This window comes from Kribbella sp. CCNWLW201 (genome assembly GCF_037203805.1).
Lineage (GTDB): Bacteria > Actinomycetota > Actinomycetes > Propionibacteriales > Kribbellaceae > Kribbella.
The window spans coordinates 342,376-358,624 of sequence record NZ_JBBCBQ010000001.1; the positions used below are offsets into that span (position 1 = coordinate 342,376).

10 protein-coding genes are annotated in these 16,249 nt (G+C 67.8%); 4 read left to right on the forward strand and 6 right to left on the reverse strand.

Translation table 11 applies throughout. The annotated features are described in order from the left end of the window. Positions 1-12: 12 nt before the first annotated feature. The 3 genes from V9K99_RS01525 to V9K99_RS01535 all read right to left on the reverse strand — a co-directional run bounded on the left by V9K99_RS01525 (position 13) and on the right by V9K99_RS01535 (position 4,848). Entirely contained in the window at positions 13-444 is a 432-nt protein-coding gene (locus tag V9K99_RS01525; RefSeq protein WP_337002972.1) for a Fur family transcriptional regulator, read from the reverse strand. A 13-nt stretch (positions 445-457) separates the two neighbouring features. After that, positions 458-3,205: a type I DNA topoisomerase gene (gene topA, locus V9K99_RS01530; RefSeq protein WP_337002970.1), complete on the reverse strand. Its 2,748-nt coding sequence runs from the start codon at positions 3,203-3,205 to the stop codon at positions 458-460. A gap of 311 nt (positions 3,206-3,516) precedes the next feature. Continuing rightward, positions 3,517-4,848, reverse strand: coding sequence for an alpha/beta hydrolase family protein (locus V9K99_RS01535; protein WP_337002968.1), 1,332 nt, complete (start codon positions 4,846-4,848; stop codon positions 3,517-3,519). A 157-nt stretch (positions 4,849-5,005) separates the two neighbouring features. Between V9K99_RS01535 and V9K99_RS01540 the strand changes: the two genes are divergently transcribed. Both V9K99_RS01540 and V9K99_RS01545 read left to right on the forward strand, forming a co-directional pair. Then, a complete protein-coding gene (locus V9K99_RS01540; RefSeq protein WP_337002966.1) occupies positions 5,006-8,683 on the forward strand; it encodes an NPCBM/NEW2 domain-containing protein in 3,678 nt (1,225 codons plus the stop codon). Positions 8,684-8,894: 211 nt separating this feature from the next. Beyond that, positions 8,895-10,337, forward strand: a complete 1,443-nt coding sequence (locus V9K99_RS01545; RefSeq protein WP_337002964.1) for a class I SAM-dependent methyltransferase — start codon at positions 8,895-8,897, stop codon at positions 10,335-10,337. Here the strand turns inward: V9K99_RS01545 and V9K99_RS01550 are convergent. From V9K99_RS01550 to V9K99_RS01560, 3 genes are all read right to left on the reverse strand, one after another. Next, positions 10,334-11,893, reverse strand: a complete 1,560-nt coding sequence (locus V9K99_RS01550; RefSeq protein ID WP_337002962.1) for a GGDEF domain-containing protein — start codon at positions 11,891-11,893, stop codon at positions 10,334-10,336. The genes V9K99_RS01545 and V9K99_RS01550 overlap by 4 nt on opposite strands. A gap of 19 nt (positions 11,894-11,912) precedes the next feature. Continuing rightward, on the reverse strand, positions 11,913-13,469 hold the full coding sequence (locus tag V9K99_RS01555) for a GGDEF domain-containing protein (RefSeq protein WP_337002960.1): 1,557 nt from the start codon (positions 13,467-13,469) through the stop codon (positions 11,913-11,915). A 186-nt stretch (positions 13,470-13,655) separates the two neighbouring features. Further along, on the reverse strand, positions 13,656-14,828 hold the full coding sequence (locus tag V9K99_RS01560) for an epoxide hydrolase family protein (protein WP_337002958.1): 1,173 nt from the start codon (positions 14,826-14,828) through the stop codon (positions 13,656-13,658). 87 nt (positions 14,829-14,915) lie between these two features. On the opposite strand from V9K99_RS01560, the gene V9K99_RS01565 reads away from it, so the two are divergent. Next, positions 14,916-15,485, forward strand: coding sequence for a CGNR zinc finger domain-containing protein (locus V9K99_RS01565; protein WP_337002956.1), 570 nt, complete (start codon positions 14,916-14,918; stop codon positions 15,483-15,485). Positions 15,486-15,511: 26 nt separating this feature from the next. After that, on the forward strand, positions 15,512-16,198 hold the full coding sequence (locus V9K99_RS01570; RefSeq protein ID WP_337002954.1) for a leucine-rich repeat domain-containing protein: 687 nt from the start codon (positions 15,512-15,514) through the stop codon (positions 16,196-16,198). Positions 16,199-16,249 lie beyond the last annotated feature (51 nt).

Genomic DNA, 16,249 nt, shown 5'->3' on the forward strand with positions numbered 1-16,249 from the left:
GACCGGATCAGGTCAGCTGGAGCACTGCTTGCACACCCCGATCAAGGCGACCTGCTCCGGGGCGAGCTGGAAGCCGAGCTCGCGCTGGACCTTCTTCCGCGCGGTCTCGAGGATGTCGCCGGGAGCGTCGTACACCGTCCCGCACTCGGAGCAGCGCAGGTGCAGGTGGCGAGGCGCGAGATCACCGGCCAGGTGGTACGTCGTCCCGGCCCGGCCGAGGTGGACGTGGGTGACCAGGCCGAACTCGCCGAGCGCGTCCAGGGCGCGGTAGACGGTGGCGCGGTGGATGCCGGGGCGCAACTGCTCGGCCCGCTCGCCGATCTGCTCGGCGCTCAGGTGTTCCTCGGTGCCCGCGAGCACCTCGACCACCGCGAGACGGGCCGGCGTGACCCGCTCGCCCCGGTCCCGCAGCCGCTGCGCGGAGACCTCGACAGCACTCGTCACGTCAGCCCCTCTCTCAGGACTTCTTGGCTGCCGCCTTCTTGGCGGTCGTCTTCTTCGCCGCGGCCTTCTTGGTGGTGGCCTTCTTCGTCGTGGTCTTCTTCGCGGCCGTCTTCTTGGCCGCCGTCTTCTTCGTGGCGGACTTCTTGGCGGTCTTCTTCACCGGACCGCGGGCCCGCTTGTCCGCCAGCAGCTCGGCCGCCCGGAGCAGCGAGATCGTCTCGACCGAGTCGTCCTTGCGCAGCGTCGCGTTCGTCTCGCCGTCGGTCACGTACGGACCGAAGCGACCCTCCTTCACCACCACCGGCTTGCCGGACTCCGGGTCCTCGCCCAGCTCCTTCAGCGGCGGCGCGGCCGCCCGGCGACCGCGCTGCTTCGGCTCGGAGTAGATCGCCAGCGCTTCCTCGAGGGTGATGTCGAACATCTGCTCCTCGGACGACAGCGACCGCGAGTCGGTGCCCTTCTTCAGGTACGGCCCGTAGCGGCCGTTCTGCGCGGTGATCTCGTCACCGCTCTCCGGGTCCTTGCCGACCACCCGGGGCAGCGACAGCAGCTTCATCGCGTCCTCGAGGCTGACACTGTCCAGCGTCATCGACTTGAGCAGCGACCCGGTCCGCGGCTTGGCGCTCTTCGGCGCGTCCTCCGGCAGCACCTCGGTCACGTACGGACCGAAGCGGCCGGCCTTCGCGACCACCTTGTGCCCGGTGTCCGGCGCCGTACCGAGCTCGTGCTCGACACCCGACGGCTGGGCCAGCAGCTCCTGGGCCTTGTCGACCGTCAGCTCGTCCGGCGGCAGGTCCTCCGGCACGTTCGCGCGCCGCTCGTCCTTGTCCTCGACGTACGGCCCGTAGCGGCCGACCCGGACCACGATGCCGGTGTCGTCACCGCCGACCGGGAAGGTGGACATCTCCCGGGCGTCGATGTCGCCGAGGTCGTTCACCATCGAGTGCAGGCCCTCGAGGTCGTCGTCGCCGAAGTAGAACCGGGACAGCACGCCCTCGCGCTGCAGGTCCCCGGCGGCGACCTCGTCGAGGACGTCCTCCATCGTCGCGGTGAACGCGTAGTCGACCAGCCGGGTGAAGTGCTCCTCCAGCAGCCGGACCACGGCGAACGCCAGCCAGGCCGGCACCAGCGCGGTGCCCTTCTTGTAGACGTACCCGCGGGCCTGGATCGTGCCGATGATAGAGGCGTACGTCGACGGCCGCCCGATCTCGCGCTCTTCCAGCTCACGGATCAGCGTCGCCTCGGTGTAGCGGGCCGGCGGCTTGGTCTCGTGCCCGGAAGCGAGCACCTCGACTGCGGGCAGGACGTCGCCCTCGGCCACGTCCGGCAGCCGCGTCTCCTGGTCGTCCGTCCCGGCGGACGGGTCGTCCGCGCCCTCGACGTACGCCTTGAGGAAGCCGTGGAAGGTGATCACCCGGCCGGACGAGGTGAACTCGCAGTTCTCCCCGGTGGAGGCCTTGGCGTCGATCTTGATCGAGACGCTGCGGCCCTCGGCGTCCTTCATCTGGGACGCGATCGTCCGCATCCAGATCAGCTCGTACAGCCGGTACTCGGCGCCGCTCAGCCCGGTCTGCGCCGGGGTCTGGAAGACCTCGCCGGCCGGCCGGATCGCCTCGTGCGCCTCCTGGGCGTTCTTCACCTTGGAGGTGTAGACCCGCGGCTTGTCCGGCAGGTACGACGCGCCGTACAGCTCCCGGACCTGGGACCGGGCCGCGGTGATCGCGGTGTCGGACAGCGTCACGCTGTCCGTACGCATATAGGTGATGTTGCCGTTCTCGTACAGCCGCTGGGCGATCTGCATCGTCTGTGAGGCGGACATGCCGAGCTTGCGGCCGGCCTCCTGCTGCAGCGTGGTGGTCCGGAACGGCGCATACGGCTTGCGGGTGTACGGCTTGGACTCGATCGACCGGACGGTGAACTGCGAGTCGCGCAACGCCGTGGCCAGCGCGGTCGCGGTCTCCTCGTTCAGGTGGACCGTGTTCTGGCCCTTCAGCTCACCGTTGGCGCCGAAGTCGCGGCCCTGGGCGACCCGCCGGCTGTCCACCGAGACGAGCCGGGAGGGGAACTGCCGGGGCGACCGGCCCTCACCGGCGTCCAGGGTGGCGTCCAGGTCCCAGTACGACGCGCTGCGGAAGGCGATCCGCTCACGCTCCCGGTCGACCACCATCCGGATCGCGACCGACTGGACCCGGCCCGCCGACAGCTTCGGCATGACCTTCTTCCACAGCACCGGCGAGACCTCGTAGCCGTACAGCCGGTCCAGGATCCGGCGCGCCTCCTGGGCGTCGACCAGGGACTCGTTGATGTCGCGGGCGCTGCCGACCGCGTCCTGGATCGCCTTCGGGGTGATCTCGTGGAAGACCATCCGCTTGACCGGGACCTTCGGCTTCAGCTCGTCCAGCAGGTGCCAGGCGATCGCCTCGCCCTCGCGGTCCTCATCGGTGGCCAGGTAGAGCTCGTCGGCGGACTTGAGCAGATCCTTCAGTTTGCGGATCTGGGCCTTCTTGTCGGCCGGGACGACGTACAGGGGGTCGAAGTGGTCCTCGATGTTGACGCCGAGCCGGGCCCACGGGAGTCCTTTGTACTTCGCCGGGATCTCGTCCGCACCCTTCGGCAGGTCCCGGATGTGGCCGAAACTGGACTCCACCACGTACCCGGACCCCAGGAAACCGGCGATCATCCGCGCCTTCTTCGGCGACTCGACGATCACCAGACGGCGTGGCGCCGCTGTTGCTGTCTTCGTCCCTGATGCCCCTGCCACTGCGCTCCTCGCCCTAGCACTCTCAACGTCTTGCCGACAACGCCCGTGATCGGACGTCTGTTCCCCCGGGCACAGACCGACCCCGTCCGAGGACAGGGTACGGCCGACGGCAACGCATTTCTCAACGCACGGTAACCGGTCTCGCCGTGCTTACACGTCACAGGGTTTCAGAAAGTATCCGTCAACCCTGCTCACCGCGCGTCGCGCCGTGGCCACCGAGCGCGCCGGACCCCCGTCCCCATCCCGCCCTCTCGACCCCGAGGGTACGCCGTCCGGCCACGGCCAGGGGTGGCAAGCATCACAACGTGGGATCAGCGGGCGAAGTGCACTTCGGGGAACTTCGGCGAGTCGCCGCGGAGGAGGAACTCGGGCCGGCGGCGCAGCGTCTGGTCGAAGAACGCGCTGATGTAGCGGCGCTGGGCGAGCACGCTGCGAGCCGGATCGACCGAGCCGACGAGCGCCGTCATCACCGAGGTGATGATCTCGTCCTGGCCGTAGATCTCGCGGAACAACTGGTCGAAGACGAACTGGTAGTCGGTGAACGCCTTCTGCTTGGCACCGGCTAGTCCCAGGTTCAGCTTCCAGCCGCGCTGCGCGTCCCAGAACTCGGCCCACGACTTGTCGTAGTACTCCTTCCCCGCGTCGGTCCGCTGGCTGCCGTCGGAGCCGAACAGCAGGAACGGCTGGTCGAGTCCCTTCCGGGCGACCTCGCCGAGCGGACCCTTCACCGGATCGTCCTGGAGAGTGCCGTCCAGGTCGAGGCCGGCTGCGAACCGCTGGTCCTCGAGCAGCGTGTTCGCGGTCGCGTAGCCGCCGAGTGAGAAGCCGAACATGCCGACCTGCTGCAGATCGAGACCGGCCGCGAGTCCGGGCGGAAGACCCTTGCCGTCCATGTCCGGGTTCTGGCCGCCGGCGATCCGCTCGAGCTGGTCGAGCACGAACCGCGCGTCGGCGGTCCGGGTCTCGACCGCCTTGCGGGTGAACACCGGATCGGGCAGCTGATCTGCCGGTACGCCGGGGAGAAACCGCCCGCCGGGAAACTCGGTCGGCGTCTCGTGCGTGTGGTCCATGGTGACGACGACGTACCCGCGACTGGCCAGATCCTCGACCTGAGCCGTGTTCACGAACCGGCTGTACTGATAACCGGGAGAGAACAGTACGACGGGGTGCGGGATCGGCTGCATCGGCGCGTCGACCCGGGAGTTCGTCTCGGTGTTGGCGAAGTCGAACGAACCGGTCGGCAGCGCCAGCCCGTACTCCCCGGTCCAGGCCTCGTCGACCTCGACGGCGGTCCGCTTCGGCATGTACTTGGCGAGTGGGGCGTCGCCCATCATCGAGGCGGGGTACCAGAGGCTGATCATCAGCTCGCGCCGGCCGCTCGGCATCGTCGGGTCCGGCCGGGACTGGTCGATCAGGTGCAGTGCGGTCGTCCCGAGCGCCTTGCGGCCGGACGGCGCCGGCAGCCGGAACGTGACCGGGTGGAAGTCGGGGTCGCCGGCGGCCCGGACCCGGTCTGGCTCGACCGGAACAGCCTGGGCGAAGCCGGGAGCGGTCAGCGCGAGTCCCGCGGCCAACCCCGTGGTCAGCACACGACGCCTGGTGACTCTGTGACCGGTGTGGCTGATGTGTCGACTGTTCGCCATGCGAAACATCGTCACGGCCCGGCTTCACCCCGTGATGGCAGCGGCGTCTCAACTTCATGACGGCCGACCTGATGACAAGCCGCCCGCTGTGCGCTTCAATGACCGCATCTTGTTCATTGATGCGTGAAGTGAGGCACTCGTGAGCATCTTTATCCGCATGAAACGTTCAGTAACCATTGCCGGCTCAACGCTGGCCTTGGTCGCCGGTGCCTTGCTCAGCGCGGGCAGTCCGGCGTCGGCCGAGCCCGCCGCCGGTGACACAGCGTTAGGCGACGTCAGCGGGTTCGCCGCCGACAAAGCGACGTACACACTGACCGCCGGTCCGGCGAAGGTCCGCGTCGTCTTCCTGAAGGACGACGTGTTCCGGCTCTGGCTGGCGCCGGACGGGAACTTCACCGACCCGGCCAGTACGCCGCCCGCCGACCCGAACGAACCGTCGTCGACGATCGTCACCAAGACCGACTACGGCACCCCGCAGACGTCCTGGCGGGATCGCGGCAGCTACTACTCGCTGACGACCGGCAAGATCGAGGTCCGGGCGCAGAAGTCACCACTGCGGTTCTCGCTCTACCGCTCGAACGGTCAGCTGGTGTGGGCCGAGACGGCACCGCTGTCGTGGAGCGACACCTCCACCACCCAGTCGCTCGGTCGTGGGCCGAGTGAGCAGTTCTTCGGCGGCGGCATGCAGAACGGCCGGTTCTCGCACCGCGACCAGACCATCAAGATCACCCGCGACTTCAACTGGGAGGACGGCGGCAACCCGAACGCCTCTCCCTACTACATGAGCACCGCGGGGTACGGCGTACTGCGGAACACGTTCAGCCCGGGTAGCTACAGCTTCACCGAGCCCGTCGTCACCAAGCACGACGAGAAGCGGTTCGACGCGTACTACTTCGTCGGCGACCTCAAGATCTCGCTGGACCGCTACACCGAGCTCACCGGCCGCCCGTTCATGCCACCGATCTACGGACTCGAGTACGGCGACTCCGACTGCTACAACCGCGGTCACTACGCGAAGGACCCGGACCCCAGCAACGACTGGAAGGTGCACCCGGACAAGGTGACCACGCTGGACGCGGTGAAGGTCGCACAGCGGTTCAAGGACGAGGACATGCCCGGCGGCTGGATGCTGGTCAACGACGACTACGGCTGCGGCTACTCCGACGACACCGACTTCGAGCAGGTCGACGGCACCTGGTGGGGCAAGCGGGAGATCCCGCCGCTCAAGCAGACCGGTGACGAGCTGCGGCAGCGCAACATCCAGATGGGGCTGTGGACCCAGTCCTCGCTGGACCGGCAGCCGGCCGAGGTCGGCGAGGCAGGGGTCCGGGTACGCAAGCTGGACGTCGCCTGGGTCGGACCGGGCTACCGGCACGCACTCAGCGCCTGTGACACCGCGCACGACGGTATAGAGCAGTACAGCAACGCCCGCGGCTTCGCCTGGATGGTGGAGGGCTGGGCCGGCGCCCAGCGGTGCGCGGTGCAGTGGACCGGCGACCACAGCGGCTCGCTGGACGCGATCAAGTGGCAGATCCCGGCCATCGCCGGCTCCGGCAACTCCGGTATCGCCTACAGCGCCGGTGACGTCGACGGCATCTTCGGCGGCTCGCCCACTTCGTATGTCCGGGACATGCAGTGGAAGGTGTTCAACCCGGCCTTCATGACCATGTCCGGCTGGGCCACCCCGGCGTTCAAGCAGCCGTGGGCGTACGGCGACCCGTACACCTCGATCAACCGCAAGTACCTCAAGCTGCGTGAGCGCCTGCTGCCGTACTTCTACACGTACGCCGCCGAGGCCCACCGGACCGGTGCACCGCTGAACCGGTCGCTGGTCCTGGAGTACCCGAACGACCCGAAGACCTGGGACGACACGACGAAGTACGAGTTCCTGGCCGGCAAGGAGTTCCTGGTCGCGCCGATGTGGGGTGCCGACGAGGTGAAGAGCGGCATCTACCTGCCCAAGGGCAACTGGGTCGACTACTGGACCGGCCGCGTCTACCAGGGCCCGACCACGGTGAACGGCTACCGCGCACCGCTGGACACCCTCCCGCTGTTCGTGAAGGCCGGCGCCGTCGTACCGATGTGGAAGGCGGGCATCAACACCGCGGCCGAGCACGGCTTCGGCGACCGGCTCACCGTCGACATCTACCCGCAGGGCAAGTCGTCGTTCACCTTGTACGAGGACGACCGGGTCACCCGCACTCCGAAGTCCGCTCAGCAGGTCTTCGCTGTCGAGGCGCCGATCCAGTCCAGTGGCGATGTGACCGTGAAGATCGGTGCCAGCGTCGGCACGTACACCGGCAAGCCGGCGACCCGTCCGTACGAGCTCACCGTCCATACCGGCAGCGCCCCGCGCGAGGTCACGGTGGACGGTCGCCGGACCGCGTTCACCTACGAGAAGGGCGTCGTACGGATCAACACCGCACCGATCTCGACCGCACAGACCGCAATAGTCCGGCTCGTCGGCACGTCCTCGGTCGGTGGACCAGATGTGGCGAACACGTTCGGCACGCCGGAACTCACCACACCCTCGCTGTGGAACGCACCCGGCCAAGCCACGGAGGTGACCGCCACCTTCCGCAACGCCGGTACGACGACCATGCGCAACGTCCGTCTGGACGTCGCTGTCCCCGCCGGCTGGAGTGTCTCCGGCCAGAACGCCTTTGCCACCGTGGATCCGGGCAAGACGGTCACGACCAAGCTGCAGGTCACGCCGGGAGCCGACGTGAAGCCCGCATCGTTCACCTTGAAGTTGGCCGCAACTTATGTTGCTCAGGGCAAGAGCTACACGAACACCGCATCCGCCACAGCCCAGTTGCCGTACGCGTCGTTGTCCCAGGCGGCCAACGTGGTCGGCATCAGCGACGCAGCGACCTATGCCAAAGGCAACTTCGACGGCTCCGGCAACAGCTTCAACGGTGAGGCACTAGCGGCGGCCGGGTACACCCCCGGCGCGACGGTGACCGTTCAGGACGCGTCGTTCACCTGGCCGTCCGGTGCACCTGGCACGCCCAACCTGGTGAAGAACCAGCCGGCACCGATCCTGGTCTCCGGCACCGGTTCGCACCTCGCCCTCCTGGGTGCCGGCGCGAGCCTGAACGCGCGCGGATCGGTGACGATCATCTACACCGACGGCTCGCAGTCCCAGGGCACGTTCCAATTGCCGAACTGGTGTTGCCAAGACCCGACCACCGGTGGCGCGAAGCTGGCGGTGTCGGTGAAGGGTCGCTATACCCAAGCGGGTCTGAGCAACACGACGACCGACTACCGGGTCTTCTACACCGCCGTACCGCTCGATCCAGGGAAGACCGTCAAGGCGATCAAGCTGCCCGGCGGTGGACTCGGCTTCTTCGCCGCCACGATCGCCGACAAACCGTTGCCGCCAGCACCTACCGGTGAGAAGTGGGTGAGCGATCTGGAGTTCCTCGACTCGACCAACGGCTGGGGTCCGGTCGAACGGGATCGCAGCAACGGGGAGGACGGCGCTGGTGACGGTGGGCCGATCACCCTCGACGGCGTGCAGTACGCGAAGGGCCTGGGCACGCACGCGCCGTCGGCGGTCAGCGTCCGGATCGGCGGGAACTGCAACACCTTCACCGCGAAGGTCGGCGTGGACGACGAGATGGAGGACCGCGGCAAGGTCAGCTTCAAGGTCCTGGTCGACGGAGTCGCCAAACACACCTCAGACCTCCTCACCGGCACGTCCCCCACAGCCGACGTATCGGTGAACGTGACCGGCGGCCAAACCCTCACCCTCCAGGTCACCGACGGCGGCGACGGCATAACGAGCGACCACGCCGACTGGGCCAACGCCAAGCTCACCTGCAACCCCTAACCCACCCGCACCCGCCCCCCTCCGCCCGCACAACCCCCGATCTCAGTGGTTATCCCCCGAGATCGGGGGTTGCCCCCTCAGAAACTCGACAGGCAACCCCCGATCCGAGGGGACAACCCCGCGGGTCGGGGGTTGCCCGTTGGAGTGGGGGGTTGCCCGCTCAGATTGGGGGTTGCCTGCTGACGTGGGGCGGCGGTGCGAGGATGGGCGTATGAGTGAGTTGGCGGGGAGCGGGGTGGACGGGCTGCGGCGGGCGTTTGCGGCGGCTGGGTACACGGTTGAGGGCGTGGCTCAGCGGTTGGGGAGTCAGGCCAATGGTGCGCTGGCTCGTAACGAGACGACTCTTGCGAGTCGGCGTACCGATTCCGGGGACGCGCTCGACACGATGATCCGGTTGTTCCTGCTCCAACACGCCGTACCGGAATCCCTTGTCACACAGGCTTTTCCGGACCTGGATCTGGTTGCTCTAGGCATCATCAAGGCGTACGACGGTCAGGCGCGAGCGGTGCTCGACATCCGGCCGTACGCCGAGGACGACCGGGAATGGTGGGTCGTCGCGGACCTCACTCCCGGCTTGGACGGGCGGCGTGAGCCGATGCGGTCCGACTACGTGCTGGGGATCGCGCCGGCCAGTCTGAGCCTCATCCACCTGACCGTGCCGATCAAGGCCGAGCGGGCCCTCGACATCGGTACCGGTTGCGGGATCCAGTCGCTGCATCTGGCCGACCGGGTCAACCAGGTTGTCGCCACCGACGTGAACCCGCGAGCCCTGCAGCTGGCCCGGTGGACGGCCGCGCTGAACCGGGTCGACCTCGACGTCCGCGAGGGCAGTCTGTTCGAGCCGGTCCGCGACGAGCGATTCGATCTTATTGTCAGCAATCCGCCGTACGTGATCTCGCCTGGTGACGGCCGGCTGACGTATCGCGAGACCGGGTTCGCCGGTGACTCCGTCGTCGAACAGTTGGTCCGGCAGGCGCCATGCCACTTGACTGAGGGCGGCTGGTGTCAGCTGCTGGCCAACTGGACCTGCGTCCGTGGTGAGGACTGGCGCGACCGGATTGCCGGGTGGACGGGTGACAGGTCCGCGTGGGTGGTGCAGCGCGAGCAGCTCGATCCGTCCGAGTACGTCGAGCTGTGGCTGCGAGATGCGGGTCTGCACGGGTCCCCGGAGTACACAGCCCGGTACGACGCTTGGCTGCGGTGGCTGGACGAGCAGAGTGTCGAGGCGATCGGCATGGGCTGGATCACCTTGCACAACGTGGCAGGGACGCTCGAGGCCGAGGAGTGGCCGTATGAGATCGAGCGGCCGATCGGTCCGCATGTACTGCGGCGGTTCGAACGCTTGGAGGGGCTGCCGGACGACCTGACCGGCCTGCACCTGGTGGTGGCCGACGACGTGGTCCAGGAGACCAGTGGGCAGCCGGGCGCCGAGGACCCGGCCTCCATCGTGTTGCGGCGGCAGCGCGGGATGCGGCGGGCCGAGCAGGCGGACACTGTGCTGGCCGGCTTCGTCGGCGCGTGTGACGGCGACCTGAGTGTCGGACAGATCCTCGCAGCGCTCGCGGACCTGCTCGACCGACCACTGGAGGACGTACTGCGGGACTACCTCCCACAGGTCAAACGCCTTGTAGTAGAGGGGTTCTTGAACTACTAGGCCCGGCGGCGGCGCTTGTCGGCGTACATGCGCCGGTCCGCCTCGGCCAGCAGCTCGTTGACCGCCGTACCGTCGGTGCTGCTCGCCTGTCCGATGCTGAGTCGCAGCATCGCGAACCACGGCTCGTCCGACATCGCCGCAACCCGGTCAGCGGCGAGCTTGATCCGCTCCACCAGCTCCCGCGATCCACGCTCGTCCGGCTTGTCCAGTACGACGACGAACTCGTCACCCCCGGCTCGAGCGACCACGTCCTCGGCCCGGCACTGCTCGGTCAACAGGTGCCCGACTCGTCGCAGTACCTCATCACCGCGGGCATGCCCGTAGCTGTCGTTGATCACCTTGAGGTTGTCCACGTCGATAGCGATCACCGCCACCGACCTGCTCGCGTCATGCGCGACGGACATCCGCTCGTCCAACGCCCGGCGGTTGCCCACACCGGTCAGCGGATCCTCGCGTGCAGCTCGCCACTCGGCGTCGTGCCTGATCGAGAGCTCGTGATTGGCTAGTGCGCTACGTACGGCGTACAGACCGCGCAGCCGCTCGGCCCACCAGCCCCTGGTGATCGCACGCGCGTACTGCAGCCCAGTAGCCGCTCCAGCGTCGCCTGACGCCGCCACGATCTGCACAGCAGTGTGGCGAACGAGTGCCTCGACTGGTGGATCAGATGTCGGTGGCAGGTCGCTCCCAGCCCGGTGTGCGGCTTCAATGGCGTCCTCGAGCCGGCCCAGAGTGGCGTACGCCTTGGCGAGGTAGGCACCCGCGATCGCAGCCAACTCCATGTCACCCAGCTTGGCCAGCTGGTCCCTGCAGTCCTTGAGGATCACCACGGCCTCGGCGGCGTCACTGTCGTCGTTGCTGGCGGCCAGCCACATCCGCCCGGCGATCGGCCAGTACCCGAGCAGGTCGGCGCCGACGATCACCTCGACCGCCTCGCCCGCCCACCTATGCGCATCACGCCGACGCTCACGAATCTCCTCGTCGTACGACGTATCGCCCAGCCGCTCGAGTTCGTGTGCCCAGCGCAGGTTCGACTCGGCCAGGTTGAGCCGGTTGATCGCCGGCGCCTCGGGCAGCCCGAGCGGGTCGTGATCGCCCTCGGCCGCGAGCTCGAAGTGCGGGATGCACAGCTCGTACAGCCGGAGCAGGTCGTACGCGTAGCCGAGGCCGGTGTGCGCCCAGCCGGCCAGGCCGAGATCGCGGGTGCGGGACAACGCGTTCTCGGCGGCGACCAGGTCGGCGACCGAGTCACCGCCCTCGCCGGTCCGGATCAGGGTGACGATCCGGATCGCGATCGCGTTCGCCTCCCAGCCGGGCTCGTCGATCGCGCGGGCGACCCGGATACAGGAGTCGACCGCGTCCAGCGCCTCGACCGCGTCGGTCGCGTGGTGCGCCGCGACGGCACGCACGTACTCGGCGGCGGCGCGCTCGGGACTCGGCTCGGCGGCGAGCTCGGCCAGGATGCGGTTGAGCTCGATCGCGGCCTCGGCCGGATTGCCCGACTGGGCGCGCGTCATCGCCGCCGCGATCCGCGCGGTCACCCCCGACGTGTCGCGCACCTGACCACCCCCTGTCGCCTCACCGCCTGCGGCGCTTGTCGTCGTACAAGCGCCGGTCCGCCGTCGCGATCAACTGGTCCACACCGACACCTTCGGCCGTCGCGGCGTACCCGATGCTCAGTCCGAGCCGCCCGAGCCACGGTTTCGCTGTCGCCGCCGCGATGGCCACGACCGCTGTCCGGATCCGCAGCGCCAGTTGCGCACCACCCTTGGCATCCGGCTGGTCGAGAACCACGATGAACTCGTCGCCACCCGATCGAATCACGGCATCGGTCGCTCGCGCCTGTTCTACCAGGAGATTTGCCACAACCTGCAGCAATTCGTCCCCGCAGGCGTGCCCATAGGTGTCGTTGACCACCTTCAGATCGTCTACATCGATGACAAGAACCGTGACCGCACGACCCGAGTCGCGTGCAGCGGTCAGCCGTTCGTCCAGCGCCCGCCGGTTGCCGATCCCGGTCAGCGGATCCTGCCGCGCCGCATGCCACTCGGCGTCGTGCCGGGCCGAAAGATCGTGCGTGGCAAGCGCATGCCGTACCGCGTTCAGCGCCCGCTGCCGCTCCTTCCACCAGCCCCGCGCGACCGAACGCGCATACTCCAACCCTGCAAGGGCTCCCGGCCCACCATCGGCCGCCGCGATCTCCGACCGGGTCTGCAGCACCAGCAGGTGGGTGGCCGGATCCGCCAACGGAATAAGGTCATCCGCAGCCCGATCGGCCGCCGCCTTGGCCTCGTCGGACTTGCCCGCGGCCTGCAAAGCCCTGGCCAGGTAGGAGCCTGCGATCGCGAGCCGCTCGGTCTCACCCAGCTTGGAAATCTCGTCCCGGCACTCCTTCAGCTCGGTGACCGCCGCAGCCGGGTCCTCGGTCGTCGCCGCGGCAGCGAGCCACAGTCGGGCGCTCAACCGCCAGAACTCCTGGCTCTCGTCGTCGACGACCACCCGCTCGGCCTCACGCGCCCAGTACGCCGCCGACGCAAGCCTCTCCTGGATCTCCTGCTGGTACGACGGATCGCCCAGCCGCTCGAGTTCGTGCGCCCAGCGCAGATAGGTCTCGGCCAGGTTCAGCCGGTCGATCGCCAGCGACTCCGCCAGCTCGAACACGTCCACATCCAGCTGAGTGGCACGCTCGTAATGCGGAATGCACAGTTCGTAAAGGCGTAGGACGTCGTACGCGTAACCGAGGCCGGTGTGCGCCCAGGAGGTCAGGCCGGCGTCCTTGGTCCGGCTCAGCGCGTGCTCGGCGGTGACCAGGTCCTTCACCGTGTCCCCGCCGCGGCCGCTGCGGGCCAGGTTGATGATCCGGATCGGCAGCGCGTTCGCTTCCCACCCCGGCTCGTCGATCGCCTTTGCCACCGAGACGCACGCATCGACCGCCTTCAAGGCCTCGTCCGCGTCACTCGCGTGGTGGGCGGTGACACCACGGACGTACTCGGCCGCGGCCAACTGATAACTCGGCACCTCACCGAGCTCAGCCCGAATCGCCTCGATCTCAGCCGCCGCGGTCGCATGCCCACCCGACTGGGCTGACGTCATCGCGGCGGCGATCCGGGCGGTCAGCGCGTCACCCGTCGCCATCTCGCCACTACCCATAACCCGCCGGCGGCCTTCCCTGATCCTGACCCGCACCTCGGGCCGGACCGCCCATTGTGACCACCTACCCCCACCTCTGTCACGACCCGAACCCGCCACAGTCCACCTAGTGCCATCCGAACATCCCCACGGAGCGCTACGCGCCACCTCCCGGTCGGCCCCCAGTCGCGTTCACCGATTGGCGGCCAGCACTGCTGCGAGGCCTTCCTGGAGGTCTTTGACGAAATACTCGGGAACCTCCAGCGACGGGAAATGTCCCCCGTTTTCGGGCGACCTCCAGCGGACGATCTGCCGGTACCGCTCCTGTGCCCAGGCGCGCGGATACTTCTCGATGTCGCGGGGATACATGGTGATTGCCGACGGGACGTCGACCCGAAGCTCGGGATCGAGCGAGTTGTGGCTTTCGTAGTAAATGCGGGCCGACGACGCGCCGGTCCGCGTCAGCCAATACAGCGTGACGTCGTCAAGAATGCGATCTCTGGCCATCGTCTCGAACGGGCTGTCTTCGGTGTCCGACCACTCGGCGAACTTGTCAAGGATCCAGGCAAGAAGTCCGATCGGTGAGTCGACCAGCGAGTAGCCGATGGTCTGCGGCCGGGTCGCCTGCTGCTTCGCGTAGGCCGCGCGGTGGTGCCAGAAATCGCGAGTTTCCTCGGTCCACTGGCGCTCGACCGCCGTCAGCCCGTCCGTGGTCAACCCGGGTGGCGCCTCCGCGAACGTTGTGTGGATGCCGAGAACGTGCTCCGGGAACCTGCCGCCGAGGACCGTGGTGATCACACCTCCCCAGTCGCCGCCGTGGGCTACGAACTTGCGGTAGCCGAGCCTTCCCATCAGTTCCACCCAGGCGGCCGCGATCTTTTCGGTTCCCCACCCGGTGGTGGCCGGCTTGTCGCTGTAACCAAAGCCTGGCAATGACGGGACCACGACGTGGAACGCCGGCACGTCTGCGTCTTTCGGATCTGCCAACTCGTCGACGACATCGACGAACTCGGCAATGCTGCCCGGCCAGCCGTGCGTCAAGATCAGCGGAGTGGCATCCGCGCGCGCGGATCGGCGGTGCAGGAAGTGGATTCCCAGCTCGTCAATGGTCGTGCGGAACTGGCCGATCCGATCAAGGCTCGCTTCGAACGACCTCCAGTCGTACCCGGTGCGCCAGTAGTTCACGACCTCGACGAGGTCGGCGAGAGGAACGCCCTGTTCCCATCGGCGCGGGTCAGGCCCGGAGCGATAGACCGTCTCGGCCTCCGGTAGTCGCGCCGCGGCCAATCGCGCGCGCAGATCGTCGAGGTCGGCGTCGGTTGCGTGGGCTTCGAATGCTTGCACGTCGTTGGCTGGACGGGGCATGAGACCTCCTGGCCATCGTGGAACCGGCTAAGACGGTTCCAACATGTCACGTCTTCCTGCCGGCGCGCAACCGGCTAAGGTGGTTCCATGCCTGCTGGGTTCCCTGACTTCCGCCTCGGTAACGTGCTGGCGACCAGCTTCACGGGGACTCTGTCGGAGCGTCATGGCAACGCTGTCGAGCGCATTCCCACGCCGCAGCGGCTCGTCGACTGGCTGGCAGTGAGCGGCCTCGCCGTGGACTCCTGCACCCCTGCCCAGCTCGACCTCGCCCGGGAACTGAGGGAGTCGATTCACGCCGCCGCGACAGCGGCCGCGATCCAGGACGCTCTCCCTGCAGCTGCTGTCCAAGTCATCAATGACTGCAGCGCTCAGGGTCGAGCCGCGGCCATCCTGACGCCCGAGGGCAAGCGGCGATGGCAGCTCAGCTCGGCTTCCTGCGTGGAAGACGCCCTCAGCGTGATCGCCGCCGACGCGATCAGCATCATCGCCGGCGAACGAGACGGAAGATTGGCCTTGTGTGCATCACCGACCTGCCAAGCCGCCTTCTTCGACACCAGCCAAAGTCGCACCCGCAGATGGTGTGACATGAACACGTGCGGGAATCGCCAGAAGAAAGCGCGCTTCAACGCCACCCATCGCACTAACCCCAAGCCATGAACCTGGGTGGAACTGGTCTCAGCAGCTTGGATGCTGCAGTTCGCGAGTACGGCGGGCTGCGTGAGCTCTACCTGCACGAGAACCAGCTCACGGACCTGCCCGACTGGTTGGGTGAGTTCGCCGAGCTGCGCATCCTCGACCTCAGCCACCAACCGCTGGAGTCCCTGCCCGACTCTCTTGGCGCCCTGAAGCAGCTCGAGTTCCTCTACGTGAGCGATCTGGCCATCACCGAGCTGCCTGACTCGCTCGGCGACCTGTCGTCCCTCATCTACCTCGGCGCCACGGACAACGGGCTGAGCTCGGTGCCCGCGTCGCTTGGCCGGCTCAGTCAGCTGATCGAGCTCCGGCTGTACGGCAACCGGTTGAGCGAGCTCCCTGACGCGTACGGCGACCTGCGGGCACTGCGGGAGCTTCACCTGGACCGCAACGCGATCGAACGCCTGCCCGCCACCTTCGACCAACTCACCGAGCTCCGCGTCCTCAGCCTCCGCTCCAACGCCCTGACCGACTTCCCGGTCCAGCTAAGCCGCCTCCCACACCTACGACACCTAGACCTACGAGCCAACCACCTAACCCACCTACCCGACCTCCCCCCAACCGCCTTCCCCGCCCTGGAAAAACTCGACCTCCGCTGGCTAAACCTCCCCGCAGTCCCCGAATGGGTCCACGCCCTCACCGCCCGCGGCTGCGCCGTCTACCGCACCGCCGCATAATCCCGGCGTCGCCGAGTCGCGGATTTCTGCTCGCGACACACCGCGACCAGC

What these genes read in the sequence shown, in the direction of transcription:
- V9K99_RS01535 (WP_337002968.1), bottom strand. Translation starts at nt 4,848, where the DNA reads ATGGCGAACAGTCGACACATCAGCCACACCGGTCACAGAGTCACCAGG.
- V9K99_RS01540 (WP_337002966.1), top strand. Translation starts at nt 5,006, where the DNA reads ATGAAACGTTCAGTAACCATTGCCGGCTCAACGCTGGCCTTGGTCGCC.
- V9K99_RS01545 (WP_337002964.1), top strand. Translation starts at nt 8,895, where the DNA reads ATGAGTGAGTTGGCGGGGAGCGGGGTGGACGGGCTGCGGCGGGCGTTT.
- V9K99_RS01555 (WP_337002960.1), bottom strand. Translation starts at nt 13,469, where the DNA reads ATGGCGACGGGTGACGCGCTGACCGCCCGGATCGCCGCCGCGATGACG.
- V9K99_RS01560 (WP_337002958.1), bottom strand. Translation starts at nt 14,828, where the DNA reads ATGCCCCGTCCAGCCAACGACGTGCAAGCATTCGAAGCCCACGCAACC.
- V9K99_RS01565 (WP_337002956.1), top strand. Translation starts at nt 14,916, where the DNA reads ATGCCTGCTGGGTTCCCTGACTTCCGCCTCGGTAACGTGCTGGCGACC.